The 18,104-nt window shown below is 38.5% G+C and carries 23 protein-coding genes; 9 read left to right on the top strand and 14 right to left on the bottom strand.

What is annotated here, in order from left to right:
* Positions 1-204: 204 nt before the first annotated feature.
* The gene (locus tag M3593_RS10420) at positions 205-837 is read right to left on the bottom strand and encodes a type 1 glutamine amidotransferase family protein (protein ID WP_144475828.1); all 633 of its coding nucleotides are present in this window, start codon (positions 835-837) and stop codon (positions 205-207) included.
* 74 nt (positions 838-911) lie between these two features.
* On the bottom strand, positions 912-1,874 hold the full coding sequence (locus M3593_RS10415; RefSeq protein ID WP_144475829.1) for a helix-turn-helix transcriptional regulator: 963 nt from the start codon (positions 1,872-1,874) through the stop codon (positions 912-914).
* Positions 1,875-2,382: 508 nt separating this feature from the next.
* On the opposite strand from M3593_RS10415, the gene M3593_RS10410 reads away from it, so the two are divergent.
* A complete protein-coding gene (locus tag M3593_RS10410) occupies positions 2,383-3,429 on the top strand; it encodes an ArsR/SmtB family transcription factor (protein ID WP_251541583.1) in 1,047 nt (348 codons plus the stop codon).
* Positions 3,422-4,648 carry an MFS transporter gene (locus M3593_RS10405; RefSeq protein ID WP_251541584.1) on the top strand — a complete coding sequence of 409 codons (1,227 nt, stop codon included), beginning with the start codon at positions 3,422-3,424 and terminating at the stop codon, positions 4,646-4,648. The genes M3593_RS10410 and M3593_RS10405 overlap by 8 nt, the downstream gene beginning before the upstream one ends.
* 178 nt (positions 4,649-4,826) lie before the next feature.
* Here M3593_RS10405 and M3593_RS10400 read toward each other — a convergent pair whose 3' ends face one another.
* Together M3593_RS10400 and M3593_RS10395 are read right to left on the bottom strand one after the other, a co-directional pair.
* The gene (locus tag M3593_RS10400) at positions 4,827-6,029 is read right to left on the bottom strand and encodes a translocation protein TolB (protein WP_251541585.1); all 1,203 of its coding nucleotides are present in this window, start codon (positions 6,027-6,029) and stop codon (positions 4,827-4,829) included.
* Positions 6,030-6,099: 70 nt separating this feature from the next.
* A complete protein-coding gene (locus tag M3593_RS10395; protein WP_144475835.1) occupies positions 6,100-6,948 on the bottom strand; it encodes a VOC family protein in 849 nt (282 codons plus the stop codon).
* A 129-nt stretch (positions 6,949-7,077) separates the two neighbouring features.
* On the opposite strand from M3593_RS10395, the gene M3593_RS10390 reads away from it, so the two are divergent.
* Positions 7,078-7,380 (top strand): winged helix-turn-helix transcriptional regulator, encoded by a 303-nt coding sequence (locus M3593_RS10390; protein ID WP_144475836.1) that lies wholly within the window; start codon positions 7,078-7,080, stop codon positions 7,378-7,380.
* A 319-nt stretch (positions 7,381-7,699) separates the two neighbouring features.
* Here M3593_RS10390 and M3593_RS10385 read toward each other — a convergent pair whose 3' ends face one another.
* A complete protein-coding gene (locus M3593_RS10385; protein WP_251541587.1) occupies positions 7,700-8,128 on the bottom strand; it encodes a hypothetical protein in 429 nt (142 codons plus the stop codon).
* Between the two features lie 245 nt (positions 8,129-8,373).
* On the opposite strand from M3593_RS10385, the gene M3593_RS10380 reads away from it, so the two are divergent.
* Positions 8,374-9,147, top strand: coding sequence for a FixH family protein (locus M3593_RS10380; RefSeq protein WP_251541589.1), 774 nt, complete (start codon positions 8,374-8,376; stop codon positions 9,145-9,147).
* A gap of 112 nt (positions 9,148-9,259) precedes the next feature.
* Positions 9,260-9,583 carry a hypothetical protein gene (locus M3593_RS10375; protein WP_251541591.1) on the top strand — a complete coding sequence of 108 codons (324 nt, stop codon included), beginning with the start codon at positions 9,260-9,262 and terminating at the stop codon, positions 9,581-9,583.
* A gap of 57 nt (positions 9,584-9,640) precedes the next feature.
* Here the strand turns inward: M3593_RS10375 and M3593_RS10370 are convergent, their stop codons facing one another.
* On the bottom strand, positions 9,641-10,333 hold the full coding sequence (locus tag M3593_RS10370; protein ID WP_144476068.1) for a DUF421 domain-containing protein: 693 nt from the start codon (positions 10,331-10,333) through the stop codon (positions 9,641-9,643).
* Positions 10,334-10,565: 232 nt separating this feature from the next.
* Between M3593_RS10370 and M3593_RS10365 the strand changes: the two genes are divergently transcribed.
* Positions 10,566-11,315, top strand: coding sequence for a L,D-transpeptidase family protein (locus tag M3593_RS10365; RefSeq protein WP_144475839.1), 750 nt, complete (start codon positions 10,566-10,568; stop codon positions 11,313-11,315).
* A gap of 151 nt (positions 11,316-11,466) precedes the next feature.
* On the opposite strand, the gene M3593_RS10360 is transcribed toward M3593_RS10365, so the two are convergent.
* From M3593_RS10360 to M3593_RS10340, 5 genes are all read right to left on the bottom strand, one after another.
* Positions 11,467-12,093, bottom strand: a complete 627-nt coding sequence (locus tag M3593_RS10360) for a histidine phosphatase family protein (RefSeq protein ID WP_251541592.1) — start codon at positions 12,091-12,093, stop codon at positions 11,467-11,469.
* A gap of 153 nt (positions 12,094-12,246) precedes the next feature.
* The gene (locus M3593_RS10355; protein ID WP_285847967.1) at positions 12,247-12,573 is read right to left on the bottom strand and encodes an IDEAL domain-containing protein; all 327 of its coding nucleotides are present in this window, start codon (positions 12,571-12,573) and stop codon (positions 12,247-12,249) included.
* Between the two features lie 70 nt (positions 12,574-12,643).
* Positions 12,644-13,069: an RrF2 family transcriptional regulator gene (locus M3593_RS10350; RefSeq protein WP_144475842.1), complete on the bottom strand. Its 426-nt coding sequence runs from the start codon at positions 13,067-13,069 to the stop codon at positions 12,644-12,646.
* 73 nt (positions 13,070-13,142) lie between these two features.
* Positions 13,143-13,538, bottom strand: coding sequence for a transcriptional regulator SpxA (spxA, locus tag M3593_RS10345; RefSeq protein ID WP_144475843.1), 396 nt, complete (start codon positions 13,536-13,538; stop codon positions 13,143-13,145).
* Positions 13,539-13,821: 283 nt separating this feature from the next.
* A complete protein-coding gene (locus tag M3593_RS10340; RefSeq protein WP_251541595.1) occupies positions 13,822-14,076 on the bottom strand; it encodes a hypothetical protein in 255 nt (84 codons plus the stop codon).
* 588 nt (positions 14,077-14,664) lie between these two features.
* Here M3593_RS10340 and M3593_RS10335 point away from each other — a divergent pair.
* Both M3593_RS10335 and M3593_RS10330 read left to right on the top strand, forming a co-directional pair.
* Positions 14,665-15,537, top strand: coding sequence for a LysM peptidoglycan-binding domain-containing protein (locus M3593_RS10335; RefSeq protein WP_251541596.1), 873 nt, complete (start codon positions 14,665-14,667; stop codon positions 15,535-15,537).
* 105 nt (positions 15,538-15,642) lie between these two features.
* Complete coding sequence (locus M3593_RS10330) at positions 15,643-16,287, top strand: glycosyltransferase (protein WP_144475846.1); 645 nt, start codon at positions 15,643-15,645, stop codon at positions 16,285-16,287.
* Positions 16,288-16,325: 38 nt separating this feature from the next.
* Here M3593_RS10330 and M3593_RS10325 read toward each other — a convergent pair whose 3' ends face one another.
* Positions 16,326-16,583 (bottom strand): hypothetical protein, encoded by a 258-nt coding sequence (locus tag M3593_RS10325; protein ID WP_251541597.1) that lies wholly within the window; start codon positions 16,581-16,583, stop codon positions 16,326-16,328.
* Between the two features lie 102 nt (positions 16,584-16,685).
* Here M3593_RS10325 and M3593_RS10320 point away from each other — a divergent pair, with 102 nt between their 5' ends.
* A complete protein-coding gene (locus tag M3593_RS10320; RefSeq protein WP_144475848.1) occupies positions 16,686-17,003 on the top strand; it encodes a hypothetical protein in 318 nt (105 codons plus the stop codon).
* A gap of 66 nt (positions 17,004-17,069) precedes the next feature.
* Here the strand turns inward: M3593_RS10320 and M3593_RS10315 are convergent, their stop codons facing one another.
* Together M3593_RS10315 and M3593_RS10310 are read right to left on the bottom strand one after the other, a co-directional pair.
* Positions 17,070-17,675, bottom strand: a complete 606-nt coding sequence (locus M3593_RS10315; RefSeq protein WP_251541599.1) for a VOC family protein — start codon at positions 17,673-17,675, stop codon at positions 17,070-17,072.
* 39 nt (positions 17,676-17,714) lie between these two features.
* Entirely contained in the window at positions 17,715-18,101 is a 387-nt protein-coding gene (locus M3593_RS10310; protein ID WP_251541600.1) for a YkvA family protein, read from the bottom strand.
* Between the last annotated feature and the right edge of the window lie 3 nt (positions 18,102-18,104).

Here is an 18,104-nt window from a genome sequence, read left to right as displayed (position 1 = left end):
TTATACATTTTTCATCTAATACAGGAATGTTGCACGTATCTTCAATTAGGGGTAGCGTCAGGAAAATGCGGATTTACATCAATAAGGAAATTACAAATTAAAAAGCCCAACTTCTCTGCAAAACAAAATAGAGAAAGTGAGCTTTTCAGTTACTTCATTATTTTTATTTGAACTAATATAAAACTGCTAAGTATATTTTTTAGTTCAGCTATATATTGAATTCATTAACTGGAAGTAGTATTCAGATTTATGAGTCTTATTCAGGTTATACCAGGAATGTAATGTATCTGGGCCAAATACATCTAATTTTTTCAGTACTTCCATCGCAAATTCCAGAGGAGCTATTCCTGATGCAGTAACTAAATTCGCATCAGATACCGCAGATCCCACCTCATAGAACTTTTCTCCTTTATAGTTAGGACATACCATTTTAGTGTATTCTAAATTATTACTTGTATGCTTTCTAGTATCTAAGTATCCCTTATTCGCAAGGGCCTCAGTTGCACCACAAATTGCAGCAACAACAGTGCCAATCTTTAAAGCTTGGCCTATTCTTTCCAAGATAGGTTGATGAATTTCTTCACTCCAAGAAGTCCCTCCTGGTAAGATTAAAAGATCTTTACTCTCAAGAGTACATTCATCAAGGGAAATATCTGGTTTTATGCTCAGTCCTCCCAAAGTAGTAACCATTTCCTTATTAGCTCCTACTGTAATTACTTTTAAAGGTCCTAAATCTCTTTTGAAATATCTTCCTGAGTTTAATTCAGCAATTAAATATCCATATTCCCAGTCCGACATTGTATTAAATACGTATAGAAAAGCTTTTTTTGTTTGCATCCAAGAACACTCCAATCACAATTGATATAGCTAGTATAATAAAACTTCCCTGACAGTTAACGTCAGGGAAGTTATTATACTTGATGAAATTTTATTAAATCCGACAGAACTTCAATAAGTCTTTTCTTAAGACTTATTGGCTCAATAACTTTAATAGATTTATTGTACGGTAAAAGTAAATAAGGTACATATGTATGTATCATATCTTTTTCAAGAAGAAAAACTGCTTGATTTGAAGTCCGTTCTTGTAAATAATGTCCTAAAAACCAATGTTGGCAAATATCAGCCAATACACTTTTATCCCCATTAATAACCAAAGAAATAATCCCTTCCTTATCTTCCATAGTTGGAAGAAGACTTTTTATAAAAAAGTCACGTGCTGAAAAATTTTCTGGCCGGATAAACTTATTTTCGGTTAGCATTAGACTTTCAATCCGATCTACTCTAAAACTTCGGATATCATTCCTAAGATGACAAAATCCAATCACATACCACTTATTATTCCAATAGATAATTCTGTACGGATCGACCAATCTATAATTTAATTGCTTTTCGCCACTTTTATGGTAGAGAATTTTTACTGAGTACCCGTCAGCAACGGCCTGCTCCAACTCCTTCAAAAAAGGTTCCATAGAGAGTGAACTTAATCGACTTATTACTTCAAGACTAGTTAAATGTTGGTTTATCTTTGTTTCCTGCTCTTGATTTGAGTATTTACTTAGTTTTGAAATGGCCCTATTTAATGCTTCACCTCCATAATATCCGGCTTCTTCTGCAAAAACAGCAGCGTGAAATAGTGAAGTTTGCTCCTCAAAATCAAAAAAAAGAGGAGCCTCAATAAAATTGTTCATTAAAGTGTATCCACCGTTATGTCCTGGTTCTGAAATTATAGGAACACCACTTGTTGAAATTGTATCAATATAACGATACACAGTCCTTATATTCATCTCTAACTTTTCTGAAATTTGTTTTGCAGTAATTTTTTCACCTGAACGAAGCATCCATAGAATTGCTAACATATTGTCAATCTTAGGCATATAATTCCACCTCAATGGTGCTGTATTTTATTCTTTCCAGCATTTTTTTCATTTTTCTTTTTATACCCTGCACCTTTTTAGTCCGCATTTTTCTCCTTTTACAGTATTATTTTTGTTCAACTAACCTGCCCTATAGGGGTAGCGTGGAGAAAACGTACATTATATGGAAATCATTGGATTTAGCATTAAATCCTTTATTAAAGTACGCCTTCTTGTAGCCATAATGTTCAAACTCATTCAATCAATCCCCTACTATTCTTTCAAGTGATTTGAAATCCTGCGAATAAGTGAGTATTCGAGAGATAATCGTATCTAACTGAGGGAGTTCAATAAGGAATTCAACAAAAAAGGTGCTTAATCCTTCTTAAATCAACGCACCCGTTTGTTAAGGACTTATGTCACAACGTTTGGATTCATTTTGATGCTATCTCCTATATAAAATTTCTTTCGAAATTTATTGAACTTTTAATTCAATATATTTAGAATATAAAACAAGGGAGGATTTACTATGAAACAGATTTATTCGCCACTACCACAAGAAAGGTTTTTAATATCCGTTGAGGCCTCACCTGTATGGGAGATTGCCCTGGGTATTGCAGCCTTTACTCATAGTAAGTTGCGTCATACCTTTGAGCAAAATGAAAATTGGTTGCAACACCAATCCTCTATGCCATCAACATTAGTGAGTAACCTAAAAGAAATCGAGGATTCGAATTTATGGTATGCGTTACTTATGTTGCAAAATAAACTTTGCTCTTCCAATGTTCAAGACTTTTTGAATTCATTAAATGAGTTGGAACCAGAATCGTTTTATGAAACAGTCTTACCCTATAAGGACCGTAAATATGAGGCTATAAGGAAAAACACCGCAATGAATTATATGAATGGAGATTCCTTTTTTCAATATGCTTCTTATTTTAAGGATCATGAATATCTTAATGATTATGTCCTTTCCTTTCGTCAAAAAGAATATAAGGACATAATTGGATTGTTAACTGAAACAATTCTTGTATGGTCTCAGTGGATCAGTGAACAAAAGGATTGGGCGAAGTGGTTGCAAGCCCTGTCCTTCGAAAATCAAAAACACAGAATAATTGATAATTCTAGACCATTGGAGGAAATCGAACGTATTACAGGAGGAGCGAAGTATCTGCCAGAACCATCTGTATGGCAGGTAAAGCTTGTACCGCATGTATCCTATCGTCCATGGATTTTGGAACTACGCTCTCCTGACACAAAGCTGTTCTTTTATCCATTAAACGAAGATGCACTTTTAGAACCTGGTGTTCCCCCTCAAGAACTCATACAAGGTCATAAATCATTGGGAGATGAACTTCGCTTAAAGTTGTTGTTTCAAATCACAAAAGGACCCATTTCTCTACAAGATTTGAGCATTCATTTTAATGTTTCAAAAACAACCCTTCATCATCAACTTTCCCTGTTAAAAGCAGCTAAGTTCATTAAGGTTGATAAAGGGATTTACTCAGCAAACGCTTTGAAAATCCAATCTTTTTCCAAACGTCTTAATCAATATCTTGGAGAAATTTATGAATAAAAAGGGGTATTCAAGATCGTTCATATCTCTTTGGATTGGAGAAATTGTTTCTGAGTTCGGGGGAGCTGCTGGCGGGATTGTAAATGGGCTTTTATTGTATGAAATTACGGGGTCGAAGGAATGGATGGGAGCTCTCTGGTTGATTTACTTTCTTCCTTCCTTAGCACTTCAGGGAATAAGCTCACCTTTTCTTAACCATGTTATTAAAGAAAAAATGCTAAAAAATATACAACTAATTCGTTCAGGAGCATACCTTCTGCCTCTCTTAGGCTATTTGAGTGGAGAGGATTACATAACAATAATAGGTTTGATTATTTTACAATGTTTATTAGGTCTAGTTCAGCCAATATATGCAAGTCTTTCTTTCTCACTATTGCCTGATTTATGTACTGAAAAAGGGCTAGTACAAGCAAATAGTTTATTAGACGGAACCCTTAGATTAATGAGTTTTATTGCGCCTGGTATTACATCATTACTTCTTTTAGTCAGTCCTATTTATGTTATATACGTTATTTCTAGTCTAATGTTTTTACTAAGCTATATATCCTTATTACAAATACCACAGAAGAGTGTTGAAAAAATTCCAACGTGGTCCAAAAAGTTCTGGTGGGAAGAATTAAAAGCCGGGTACTTCACATTTTTTCAATACCCGCATTTATTAAAACTAACGATCTTATCTTCAATTGTGCAGTTTGCCGTAGGAGCAACCATGGTAATAAATGTTCCTTTTATTCGTGGGGAACTCAATGGACAAGCTTGGGAGTATGCTGTATTCTCTGGCACTTTTCCCGTTGGATATGCTATAGGAATGTTACTGCTCACAAAGTTACCAAAAAACAATCTACTAATGTATGCTGGTTTAACCGGTGGTGGACTTTCCTTTGTTTTGCTTAATTTCGTTCCAACTATCCCATTAGCTTGGGCTTGTGAGTTATTAGGAGGAATATTATTTCCACTGTTTAATTCACAAAGTGCTGCATACTTTCAGAGAGAAGCACCTAGAGAGCGACTTTCACAGTTAAGTTCAATTCGTTTGCTCTTTTTAAGGCTTACTATGCCATTGGGGATTTTATTTGCATCTGCTTCATTCTTGGGAATTAGCACACGATTAACCTATTTGTTAATAGGAACATTCATTGTACTTCCTGGTTTATATTTTCTTATAAAAACAATCTTTAATAAGGACTCATATGCTAAACAAATTAGAAATATTGGTTAACAAAAAGTGCAATGCTTGCTTTTAAAATGCATTGCACTTTTTGATTGATATTAAAACTAGACTTTCTTAATAAAGTTAGTAGAAATATAATAAAATCAATATACGACGTTTGAAAATGACTGTTAATTCATTAATATGCGTTAATCCTTCAGGGACTAACGCTTGCTATTTTGTTTTATCAAGGCTTTAAAATGGCCGGGGCTGACTCAATGTTTTCAATCCATATAGACTCTTGGCCGTCCAACCCCTTTTTCACCCATAAATCATTCCTATTGCCTTTTTTACGCAACCAGGTAATATAGTTTTCTGCCACTTGTGGCTGATAGTCGAGTTCATTCGTATTTGGATGGGAAATTTGTTGCTGTCTATCCGTTTTTATATCAATGGCATACAGGGTCGTAAACATTGTTGGAACAGGACCTTCATTCCAGTCTTTGTTCTCTTTCGCCCGGGCAACAATCACTTTATCAGGAGAGTACCACTCCAGGTCAAGGTCAACAAATCCTTCAGGTGTGTACTGCTTTTGCTGAAGTACTGCAGGCATTTCCGCGATGGTGGCTTTTTTATTTTCCACAAAAAACCTTCCTTCTCCAGAAATATAGGCAAGTTGATTCGCTGATGGCGCCCACTTCATCCAGTCTTTGAATCCCAGCATCTTTCCTACCTCCTGAAACCGATCTCCTTCATTGGATAGAACGCATAATGAATTGCTATCCATTGACCATGAGGCTGTTGGAATAACAATGAAGGCAAGCCATTTTCCATCGTGACTCCACTTGAAATAATCGGCATCAATCCCAAACAGTTCGGTTTCATCCGTCTTAATGGTATAAAAGGATTTCATCTTATTTTTATCCAGATTCGCGGTCACTGGTATTCTATACATCGGAATCGGGCCCCACCCTGTTGGCCGCAAACTGGATTGTGAGGACACTATGAATTCCTTTCCATTCGGGAACCATTCAAAACCGCTGACACCCAGTGCCACATTCTCAAATCCCCTGGGCCTGCCGTTCTTCATCTTGGTAACATTCAATATCCCCTGTGAATTATAGGCTAGCTGATTACTGGTGGGCGACCATTTAAAATCTGAAGTTTCAATTTGATATGGCTGATAGCTGTCTTTTTCCTTCGTGTCATAAATAAACAGTTCTGATTTATTCCCTTGCTCATCGCCTTCAATATAAGCGATAAACCTCCCATCATAGGACCACTTAGGCGATTGCACATATCTCCCCTTCGTCACCTGAACCTCTTGCTCCCCTGTTTTGATCCATAACTGATGGTCACGTACAAAAGCAGCAGTGAACGTAACTTCTGCGCTTACTTTTATAGAGAAAAGATAACTAACACAAATAAAAAATAGAATCCTCAGTCTCAATGAACATCCCTCCTGTTAATAGAGTGTCCTGTTCTGAAAGGAGGATTCTAATTGGTATAAAATCAGTGTGTTACACTTTTAGGATAATTTTATTGCCTGAAGGATCGGTTGTCACATAAGAATCATGTTCTTTTGTAACTAATGCACCCTGCTTTTCCAGCTGAGTGACTATTTTATCTACCTTTTCTTTGTCTGACAGAATCAGTGTATAGGAATCTAACCCCACACTGTTTTCTGGCGGTGTTGGTGCACCCACTCCATTCCAGGTATTCAAAGCTATATGGTGATGGTATTTCCCATCTGAAATAAAGGTAGCCTGATGTCCATACCGGCATACTACTTCAAACCCAAGGCCATTTAGATAGAAATCTTCCGCCTTTTTCAAATCGGCGACATGCAAATGAATATGTCCCATTACCGTACCAGCAGGAAGGCCATTCCATGTTTCCTGCTCCAATCCTGAGAGCAGGTCCTCGAGATTCAACGGGTCCACCGTCATTTTTACCTCGCCGTTTTTCCATTCCCATTCAGAAGGCTGGCGGTCCCTATAGACTTCGATTCCGTTGCCATCTGGATCAGAAAGATAGAGTGCTTCACTCACAAGATGATCCGAAGAACCGAAATGCAATCCAATTTTCAAAAAATGCTGCACAATCTTCGCTAAATCCGATCGTTCCGGTAATAGAATAGCAAAGTGGTATAAGCCAGTTGTTCTGCCTTGCTTAGGAATAACATTTTCCGGCTGTTCAATCGTTAATAATACAGTTTTTCCATCCGCAGTAAAGCTTGCGGAAGAATCCGTCTGTTCCAATACTTGAAACCCCATGACTTTTTCATAGAAAGCGATCGAACGCTGTAACTCCTTCACCTTCAAGTGTACTTGACCCACAAATGTAATAGGCTTTTGATGAAAAATCATATTTGGACCTCCGTTTAAGTTAGTTACTTTATGTAAGTTAGTATAAAATTTAAAATAACTTTAAGCAAGTAACTTTTTTATTTCATTGATTAACAAAAGGTATATAATAGGATTAAGGAGTTGGTTTCATTGGATAAGTCAATATGCCCTAGATTTGAAAAAGCCATGGGGATCTTAGGCCAAAGATGGACAGGGTTGATTATGTATCAGCTCTTATCTGGCCCCCAGCGGTTTTGCACAATAGAATCAGCCGTAGGAGTAAGTGGCAGAGTCCTGTCAGAAAGACTGAAAGACCTGGAAAGCGAAGGAATCGTCAAGCGGGAAGTATATCCGGAAACACCCGTACGAATAGAATATTCCTTAACCGAAAAAGGCCAGGCATTAGAGCCGCTGATGAAAGAAATCGAAACATGGTCGCAAACATGGCTGTAGAAGCAGAGGGATAATACCTTCTGCTTTTTTTCATATACTTTTTTCAGGCAATTGCTGGTTGGGGTAATTTATCTCCGGTTAAAATTGGATATCTACCGTTGAAATGAACTTTATCGACTGTTGTACTCGATTTATCGACGGTTACAGCATTTTTAACGACGGTTACAGCCATTTTATCAACGGCTGAAGATGATTTATTAACGGTTGGACATATTTATTTACGGTTGCAACCAATTTATTTACGGTTAGATCCATTTTATTTACGGTGGGCCCCATTTTAAATGCTGCACTCATTTTTTACGGATGCATCTTGCCTAATTCACACCGAATTTGCAATCTCAACTAAGACTTCTGCAGTCACTTGACCTGAAGCTTTTTTATCAACGCTTAAAATATACTGCCAGCCCTCCCTTTCAAAAACAAGAAGGTTAAAGTTTGCCACATTGATATATTGCGCATTACTCCCATTCTGTAGTTTGTGAGTGTCATTAACACTCCATGGAATCTTGTGACTAACAGGCCGAATGTCTATTTTAAAATGAAGGCCAGGGAAATCCTCATTTAAAAACACCACCTCCAAAGAGTCGTTCACATCGCCTTCCAAGTTATTGAATCTTCCAAAGTGATGTGTGAAAGTTATAGGCGGAACCCTGACAGGAAGTTTTACATCCTTCTTAAAATGCTGCTCAAACTCCGAAACTGCCTCCTCGACTGTGGTATAGCCAATCTCGAAATAAATTTCTTCCAAAGGCCGCGGCTGGTTGTTAAAAGCATTCGCTGACACATTATTAACACCGCCGATTAAAATAATGAAACAAAACATCTGGCATATCTTCATACACAATTCGCATCATCCCTATCCTAATTTAAGCCTTATTTTTCCCAGTTTAATACTAACCATCCTGGCCTGAACTTTAAGCTTCCATTTTTTCATACATTTATCACATTTACACCTTATTATTATTGAGAAATTGAATCGAGGATTGGAGTCGTATGATGAAGAAAATATTGTCCTTATTTATAGCTGTTATGTTTCTTTTGGCCGCTTGTTCTGCTGGCCAGGATAAAAAAGAAGGATCGCTTGAAGATCCACCAGAACTTTTGGAGGTGTCGATTAGCACACCTGAAAAAATCGAACTCAATCAGGAGGTTACGATTGAAGCAAAAGTGACCCAGGGTGGGAAGAAAGTGACTGACGCAGATGAGGTGAAGTTTGAAATCTGGCAGTCCGGCCAGGATGAGCATGAGATATTACCGGCTCAAAATAAAAAAAATGGCATATATGCCATCAAGAAAACTTTTAACGAAGGCGGAAATTATTTCATCGCAGCGCATACGACGGCAAACCGGATGCATAGCATGCCTAAGAAAGAAATAGTTGTGGCCGGCAGTGAGACAGAGCCATCTTCTTTTGCTGACGGGGAAAAGGAAAATCATGAAAGTCATGCAGAACACGAACAGATCGATCATCATAATAGTGAAGTTGAATTCGAGTTCCTTATTCCTTCCAAAATTAAAAGTAACCAGCCAACTGAGTTAAGTACTAAAATTGTTCAGGAGCAAAAGCTTATTTCTGAAGCAAGGGTTCGTTTTGAAATCTGGCAAGAGAACGAAACAGCTCATCAGTTCGTGGACGCCAAAGAAATCTCTCCCGGCACATACAACACTGAATATACATTCCCTTCACGCGGGCACTTCAATGTGAAAATTCATGTGGAAAAAGGGAATATTCATGACCATACAGAAAAATCCGTAGATGTAGAATAATTGTAAATGCTCACAGAAATGTGGGCATTTTTCTTCAAAATGGCTTCCCTTTTCCCATAGCCAGATTATAGAATATGTTTATGAACATTTTTACTGGAAGAAGGAAAACCTGATGAAATTAATAAAGGAAATCAGAATGCGCAAGAATTTGCAAAGCCTTATCCTGTTCATGTTGTTCGCCCTGATCTTCACCTTGCCTGAAAATCATATTTTCGGTGACATCGCCCTTATAGTGATTATTTTTTTAATTGCTTATGTATCTTCCTATATCAATATAGTCCCAGTCTGGAAAGGTTTCCTTTATTCTTTCTTTGTCACACTCATTATCGCTGTTGTTTTCCTTGCCACAATATCTCTTTTTCCGAATATTTCTTACCTCCTGCTAATGGCCATCTTAGCCATAACCGGCTTCTTGTGTACATATCTGATAGGATAAATTTCTACTATTGCTAGCCTAAAAAGGCTGAACCTATACCCGGTTCAGCCTTTACTGTCAATTCGCCTTCTTGTCATACTCCAGCACAAACAGCGGCTCATTTTCCTTCCATTCAGCAAAAAGTACGTCTTCGAAATGATGGATTTTTTGCTTTTCCAGTTCTCGTTTCAGCCACTGCTCGTCCAACCCGGCTTCCTTCAAATTTGCCTGAACCACTTCCCCATCAATAATCATATTGATAGGCAGGCTTGGGTCGTCTGCTTTGATTTTCATGTCGCTATTCTTGGGTGTATCGAAATCCGCTTTTGGAAGGACGCTGATCATTCCGTTTGTTTCAATGATTGCGTATTCGACTTCCCTCAATGAAAAATACCCCTGCTGCCTGATCAAACTTTGAAGTTGATTGATGTCCAGCTTCGCTTTTTTCAACGCGTCGTATTTAATCTTCCCTCTGCGGACAACGATATTTGGCTCGCCCTCGAGCAATTTTCGCGAACCGAGGTACTTCTGGGTGATCGTCTCTGTCACATAGACAAGAATTCCCCACAAAGCAACCGCAAAGGCGATTTCACCTACCTTCACTTCATGATCATAGATGGCATTCCCCACCAACTCGCCGAGGATGATGGCTGAAATAAAGTCAAATGGGGTTATTTGAGAGAACTGCGTCTTTCCCTGCATTTTCGTCATGATAAATAAAAAGACAAATCCACTCGTCAGCTCGAGTGCAATAGATAGATAATGATTCACCATTCCCACTCCTTCCTCCCCATTATGGGAAAAAGCACAGAAATTGAACCATATAATTAAAAATTATCTTTATCTACACCTTTCGACATCCTTGTCAAAACAACGAGAAAGATTTTCCTTCCACATAAAGGTAAAATATGTAACTTTTATGAAATAAAAATCGTTTATAAGGTAGTAAACACTTTTATAAATATGAGAGGTTGTGTACTTATTTTTCAAGGGGGGAAGGGAAATGAAAAAGGTATTTGTTTGCATGATGCTGTTGGTTTCTATGGTGTTTTTCGAGGCACCTGCGCTGGCAGCGGGCGGGGAAATGATTATTATTAACAAGTCAAATAATCAACTCGCTTATTATAAAGATAATAAACTGATAAAAACCTTTAAGGTGGGTACTGGTCGTAAGGCATCATATACTCCTGAAGGCAAGTTCAAAATCGTCAACAAAATCAAGAATCGTCCTTATTACAGCGGGAAAATTCCTGGAGGGGATCCGAGGAACCCGCTTGGCAACAGGTGGCTGGGGATCAATGCCAGAGGAACCTGGGGCACGACTTATGCGATCCATGGTAACAACAACCCTAAATCGATCGGCGGATATGTGAGTGCCGGCTGCATTCGGATGTATGACCAGGAAGTGGAATGGCTTTATGACCAGGTAAAAGTCAATACTCCAGTTGTCATCACGACTTCGAAGAATTCCTTTAACGCGATTGCTGCTGCAAACGGTTATAAAGTCACCGGGCAGGCATCTGTTCCTGTAACCGCAGTACCATCAAGCACTGTCCTGAAAAAAGGCATGAGAGGTGCAGAAGTGAAAAGCCTACAGCAAACCCTGACGAAAAAGGGATATAGTACAAATGGAATCGATGGTGTTTTCGGCCCAGCAACAGAAGCAGCCGTAAAGAAATTCCAAAAATCGAAGAAGCTTAAGGCAGACGGAATCGTCGGACCAGCCACAAAGAAGGCTTTGGGGATGAGATGAGGCAGAATTTAAGAACACCAGCAAACGTTTGGGTGTCGAATTAAAAGGATGCTAGTAAACCGGCATTTTTAAAAAAATAACAGTAATCAAAATCGCTTAACGCATCAGCTGTTAAGCGATTTTCACTTTGATTTAGCAGCATCCCTACCTATTAATCACCTAACGATTCCATATGCGATGTATCCCCTAGCATTACCTTCTTAAATTGTTTCTCGTCATAATTGACGATCGTTAAACTTGTACCTAGAATCATTGGCGGATCCCACATTTTCTCTGTCGTTATATCCCAAAACAAAGACATTATTGCTCTGATTACTACGCCATGGGTAACAATTAATATCCTGCCATTTTTATTTTCTTCTATTATTTGATTCATTGCTTGATCTACTCGTTGTTTAAATGTCTTTAAATCCTCGGCATTATGTCCAAGATGATTATATTGATGTGGCTTGTTCCAAAAGTTAGCATATTCGGCTTGGAAGTCTTCCTCAATTTCTTCTTGGGTTTTTCCTTCCCAGTCTCCAAAAGATATTTCGTTTAGGTCATCGACAATCTTAAGCTGAATTGCCTTGTCTGCTTTAATAAGACCTGCTGTCTCCAATGCTCTCTTGCTTGGACTAGAGTATATAACATTAAATTTGATATCTGATAACCGCTTACCTAAAAGAACAGCATTACAGATACCACTTTCTGTCAATTCTGAGTTCAGCGATCCTTGCAGACGATTTTCCATGTTCCATTCAGTTGCTCCGTGACGAGTAATATAAATTTCTAACATACACTCTCCTTAATATTTTACTTTTAGAAAATTATAACATGGGTCTGCACTTGTTTCATTCCTTCCATTCCAAGAATTGCTGGCATGATTCCCTCCTTCTATGCATTAAACACAAAAAAGGCCCTCCCTTTTAACAAGGAAGAACCTATAGCTTTATTTTACACCCTTCACCAGTTCCCTCATCGCTTTAAGCTGTTCAGAAAGCTCCATGAACCATTCCTGGTCTCCGGTAGCTAATGCCAGATCGATGAGGTATTGAATCTGTTCTTTATTTTTCACCTGGGGTTCCGGCAGTTTTTTCACTCCGTTCGTTGGCATTGGTATGGTTTTGCCAACGAGTGCTTCATCATCACTGGAAGTGATTGTCGCATTGATCTTTTCATCCAAAACATCAACTGATTCTACATATCCGATGATCAATTCTCCATCTCGGGATTTCCCTTTAATCCAATCCCCTACTTTTAAGAATGAGTTATTCATATATGTCACCTCAATTGTTCTGTAATATTTTTTATTACATTTCCCTTAAACGAATGGGAGTCAAACCTCCCTATTCACAGCATTCTTTCTCTTGCCTGATCAGATCGACCACTTCTTTTATGGAATAATGCTTCAGGAATTCTCCCAAGTGTTCCTCCGCCCCCAGGAAAATGGCAAAAAGGACCTTGTGCATATTTGCACCGACCATACATTTTTCATTGGAATCAGGGCATTTTGGCTGCAGTGCGCCCTCTGATGTAAGTTTATAGATATCCCAGAGATTGACTTCATTTAAATCATTGGCAAAAATAAAACCGCCGCCGGTACCTTCTTTTGATTTGATAAAGCCATGTTTTTTTAACATACCAAGTACTTTGCGAATTCGGACCGGATGTACTCCGGCACTTTCTGCGATTGCATCGCTCGTCGACATTCTGTCAGGCTGCAGTGCAAGCAATGTTAAACTGTGAATGGCAAGGGTAAAATCACTGTTCATAGCCTGCCTCCTATCAACAATCTGTAATACTATATATTACAGTTAAAATAGCCAAATGACAATTAATCAGCTTTTAATTAGCCATGTTTTCCATTTCGTAGCTGGTAAATGTGCGAAGTTTTCGCGGCAAGAAGCTGCGGATTTCTTCTTCATTGTAGCCAACCTGCAATCTTTTGTGGTCCAGGATAATCGGCCGGCGCAGCATTTGCGGATTTTTAATGATCAGGTCATATAGCTGATTCAGCGGAAGAGAATCAATATCCATGTCCAGCTTTTGATACGCTTTTGAGTTCTTAGAAAGAATATCTTCCGTTCCGTCTTCCGTCAATCGCAGAATCGATTTGATTTCATCCACAGTCAGCGGTTGGGAAACGATATTTCTTTCGATAAAATCGATTTGATGCTCCTGAAACCAGGCTTTTGCTTTACGGCACGAAGCACAGCTGGATGTTATATATAAAGTTACCATGAACGACAACTCCTTCTTTTTACTGTAAAAATAAAAATTACAGTTTAGCAAAAAAATACTTTGATTTAAAGGTATTTAATATACTGTAATATTAATCTTTACAGTTCAAAAAGTCAACACTATCTTGGTAAAAAAAATCATCTTAAACAGGCAGAGGTTTTGTCACTTCATTTGTATATCGTTTTAAAAATAAGGTTGCTACCAAGCTCTGTAATCCCTCCCCCAGAGCTTAGCAGATTTTTACTTGTTTCAAATAGGGCCTAACAATCATGATGTTTAGCACTTATTCTGTCGAACAGGTGAAAAAGCAGTTTCCAAACTCGTCACAACCGATATAGCAGCCGGCGAATGGTTGATCTTCTTCCCCTAAAGATACCAGTGTACAAATCCGCCCGATACATACTAAAAAGGAATCATCGGGTATCTGGCTTACCGGAATAATTTTCAGCTTTGATAGCGGGAAATTTCTATTACCAGGATTGCACAATGGATTATCCCCATTTTGCTTGTGATCGTTATTGTCGAACGACATATTCATCTCACCCCCTTCATAACAAAATATTCATTGAAGGAGGATTCTGTATGGATATGAATCCATACACCATATTAAATTAAAGCTTACTGTGTCCATCATCATGACTATGACGGACAATAACAAGCCGAAGATGACAAAAGTGTCCGTCATTTGGGGTATGACGAACAAAAATGAGGCGATAGAAGACAAAAATGTCCGTCATAAAGGGCATGACGGACAAAAATAAACCGAAAGAACATAAAAGTGTCCTTCATTAGGGGTATGACGGTCAAAAATAAGCCGAAAGAAGATAAAAGTGTCCATCATCATGGCTATGACGGACAAAAATGAGGCGATAGAAGACAAAAGTGTCCATCATCGGGTTTATCTCGGACAATAACGAGTGAAAGAAGTGAAATATGCCGAATGGCCATCCTCCAACTAGTTTTATATTTTTTTACCTATTTCACCCATAAACTTAAGTAGACATAATATTTTTATAAGGCACTACACCTATTTCACATGCCATTTTCTCCTCCCAAATTTCAAAATGGGCTTTTCCCTTCGAAACTCGGCCAGAAACTTCACGTCAAACTATATGAGGTGAGGAAAATGAGGAAGATAAAGCGATTCATGCAGCTTGGGCTGAGTATTTTATTGATGGGGTCATTACTCTTTTTTGCCAATGGGTCAGGGTATGCTGACGATGCTTCTGTCACAGTAAAAAAAGGAGATACTTTGTACAGCATTTCAAAAAAATACAACCTGACTGTTAAGGAGTTAAAGGAGTTCAATGGACTTAAGAACAATACCATTTATATTGGTCAAAAATTGGTGCTGCCTGTTTTGAACGAACCAGAACCAATGTATTCGGTGATTGGAGGTTCTTTTACCAAGAAAGACAATGCAATAAAGCAAGTCGATAGACTGAAAAAAGAAGGAATCGATGCAACAGTCACCACGAAGGTCATAAATGATAAAACCTATTACCGCATCCAGGCTGGTGTTTTTACCAAAAAGGCAAATGCTGAAAAACAAAAAAAGATGGTGCAAAAAAACGGCGTCAAAGATGCCTACATTGCAGCGTACAAGAATCTCCAAATTAATGAAGTCCATCTGGGCTCCACTTACAGCAAGGTCCTCCTGCAATTTGGAAAGCCTATAAAAACCGAGGACCAGTTGAATGTCCGGTCCCTTTACTACCGTGGTGAAGGTGCAGGAGTAAGAGTGAACTTCAACATGAAAGATGGTTCAGTATTCGGCTTGCAAGCCTATCCAGAATATTTGGAGCTCAAAACCCTTCCAACTCAGAAAAAGCAAGTTATCAATGAGTATGGATATCCGAATAAAGTACAAAAAACCTCTTGCTACGAAAGTGCCACTTGCGGACAATATATTTACCAATTTAATAAAAATGAACTGATCATCCAGTTCGACCGGGATGGCAAGACCGTTCAATATTTTGACTTAAGGAAAATGCCTTAAAACCGCCATATGGCGGTTTTTTTGCCTATTATTCAAAATTGAATAAAAAAATACCAAATATAAATAATAAGCAGGATACTATCTACTCTAAAAGGAGCATGGACAATGAAAAAATTATTAGTTATTGGTTTAACATTATTCTTGTCACTGGAAATGGCGGTTGGAGTATCTCCTGCATTCGCAAAGCCTCAGCACGAATGTCTCAGCCAGTCAGAGGTCAAGTTTGAAAATCAATTCAGGAAACTGTGGGTTGACCATGTTTTGTGGACAAGCAATTACATAACAAGTGCCACAACTGCTGGTGCCGAGGATCAAAAAGAGGTGCTTGAGAGGCTCCTGAAAAACCAGGAGGATATCGGAAACGCGATTAAGCCTGTATATGGAGAGGAAGCCGGAAATAAACTTACAGATCTGCTTAAGGAGCATATTGTCATAGCCGGGGATATTGTTCAAGCTGCAAAAGACGGGAATAATGTAAAGCTCGATCAATTGAATAAAGCATGGTATAAGAATGCTGACGATATCGCTGCGTTCCTGAGCAAAGCCAATCCTAGTTTAAAAAATGATCAGTTAAAAGAATTGCTCTATAAGCATCTTGGGTTGGTGGCTGATGACCTGTCAGCAAGCTTGAAAAAAGACTGGGGAGCTAGAATTGTTTCGATTGATGATGGAATGTCTCATATCGTTATGATGGCAGATGCCATTTCATCAGCTGTTGTAAAACAGTTCCCTGAGAAGTTCAAGAAATAACAAAAAATCTTGGAGGCTGTTGTGGCTCCAAGATTTTTTTATCGATTTTTTTGCCAGAGATAAAAGGCAATTGAAAACGTCGTAGCAAATACAAGTAAGAAGTTGATTCCAATCATCATTGGAACATAGGTAAATGCATTGATTAAACTTTCTGAGGTTGACCACGATGACGCATTAGGCGGACGAGAAAAAGTCCCTGCCAGATCGGGCCCGTTTGCTCCGATGATTATAAACAAAACACCCAGGAAGAAAAACGTCACCGGTACTTTGAATACCTTGAATTCTTTTTCCACCATTCCCCCCCCTTTCTTCCCTGCTGCTAATCCAGATCTCCTGGTTATATTCATTCCTGGACAGGCATATTAATTACTGTACTTTGACCAAAAGGAGCTATTGAATTGATACGTATATTAGGGTTATCCTCTCTCATGCTATTTTGTATTTATCTGGTTTATGCATATCCGCAAATTGCACAAAAAAATTCTGATGTTGAGACAAACGCTACTGTCCAGGAAGACCCGGAAACGAGTAATAACATACTAGAAACCATCATACCTGAGTTTGAATACCTGCACGAAGAAGCGCTAGACAAGGAAGTAGACGGATATATTGTTGAGACCTACAGAGAATATGAAATTCACCGTGACCAGGCTGGAAACATCATAAAACAAATCCCAACATCAAACTATGAGTATATAAGATATAGGAGCTACTAATTCTGGGCAAAGGCTCTTCTTTGCCTATTTTCATTGGAGAGAATAATTTACCGAGGAGTTACTCTCTCATTGAGCACCACCGCTGAGGATTCTTACTCCATTCGGATCCACTGCCTGTTTAACCGGGAAATTCTCCATAACAGCATCCCGGATGGTTACGGTATTGCCGATTATCGTATGTATATCCTTTACAGGGTTTCCCAACAAATTAAGAATATCGTCTTCCAATCCTTCTTTTTTTGTTTCCACTGTTAAGCCTTCAATTCTATCTTCCATTGAATCTATTAAATCATTGTGTGTCTGCAGCTCTATCCGAAACTCATATGGCGTGGATAAAAAGGTCCTTCGTTCGCCATGATCCACTTTCCAGTTCATTTTTTCTGCATTTTTGCAAATAGCCTCTTGTTCCTTTTCTGATACGAGAAAGCCAATATGGTCAAACATGGGCTTTTTTCCATACCCAAAAGTGATATTGATGCTGCCCTTCCTGGCTTCTATAATCCGGAACATCACTTTTTTTTCACGGAAATCTTCCCATTTTAGCGGTGGATTAAAGTTCTGAAATTCTCCCTGATATTTTCCGATTCGCTGAACGATACGGAAGCCGTGATCTTCATAAAATTTTTCTGTCTCTTCGACATTTGGAGTCCAAAAATGATAATGAAAAAGCAAAGTACCACCTCTTTTTATGGATTTTGTCACCAAGATTACCTAATGGGATTGAACAAATAGACCAATCAGCCAATAGATAACGGCTGCCCACAACAATAAAATCATTGCTCCTGCCAGCCAATTCTTCTTTTTCACCCTTCCGGTTGCTGCCACTTTCTCACGTGATTCCTGAATGACATGATCAGGTAGCAGTTTTAACAGAAGCGCAATTCCCAGCGGTACGAGGATGAGGTCATCCAGGTAACCGAGGATCGGTATAAAATCTGGAATTAAATCGATAGGGCTGAAAGCATAGGCAACTACAATCAATGCGAACAGCTTAATATAAAATGGTGTATCCGGGTGTTTGTAAGCTTCTGCAATAACAAAGATGTCTTCTTTGATTTTTTTCATCCGAACTTTGAATTGTTCCATAGCGTTACTCATTGA

The organism is Mesobacillus sp. MER 48 (genome assembly GCF_023714225.1).
In the GTDB taxonomy this organism is placed as follows: Bacteria; Bacillota; Bacilli; order Bacillales; family Cytobacillaceae; genus Mesobacillus; species Mesobacillus oceanisediminis_A.
Note: the sequence above shows the minus strand (reverse complement) of the source record. Positions and strands in the feature narration are given on the sequence as shown.